This is a genomic window from Anaeromassilibacillus sp. An200 (assembly GCF_002160025.1).
Classification (GTDB): Bacteria; Bacillota; Clostridia; order Oscillospirales; family Acutalibacteraceae; genus Caccousia; species Caccousia stercoris.
In genome coordinates this window covers 1-546 of record NZ_NFJU01000146.1, presented here as the reverse complement: position 1 = coordinate 546, position 546 = coordinate 1, and the positions used below count along the sequence as shown (strand labels likewise).

The following is a 546-nucleotide window of genomic DNA, read 5'->3' as shown; positions in this document are numbered from 1 at the left end:
GCCTGTTTCATCCGGTCATGTCTCCATAGAAAGGAGGTGATCCAGCCGCACCTTCCGATACGGCTACCTTGTTACGACTTCACCCCAGTCGCCAATCCTACCTTCGGCAGCGCCCCCCTTGCGGTTAGGCTACTGACTTCGGGTATTACCGGCTCCCATGGTGTGACGGGCGGTGTGTACAAGGCCCGGGAACGTATTCACCGCGGCATGCTGATCCGCGATTACTAGCAATTCCAACTTCATGCAGGCGGGTTGCAGCCTGCAATCCGAACTGGGACCGTTTTTAGAGTTTTGCTCCACCTCGCGGTCTTGCTTCTCTCTGTTGACGGCCATTGTAGTACGTGTGTGGCCCAGGTCATAAGGGGCATGATGATTTGACGTCGTCCCCACCTTCCTCCGTTTTGTCAACGGCAGTCTGATTAGAGTGCTCTTGCGTAGCAACTAATCACAAGGGTTGCGCTCGTTGCGGGACTTAACCCAACATCTCACGACACGAGCTGACGACAACCATGCACCACCTGTCTCAACTTTCCCCGAAGGGCACCT

General features: G+C 55.5%; 1 rRNA gene. It reads right to left on the bottom strand.

Features of this window, described 5'->3' with window-relative positions:
• Window positions 1-29: 29 nt before the first annotated feature.
• Window positions 30-546: ribosomal RNA gene (locus tag B5F35_RS18315) — 16S ribosomal RNA — on the bottom strand; the annotation flags it as partial.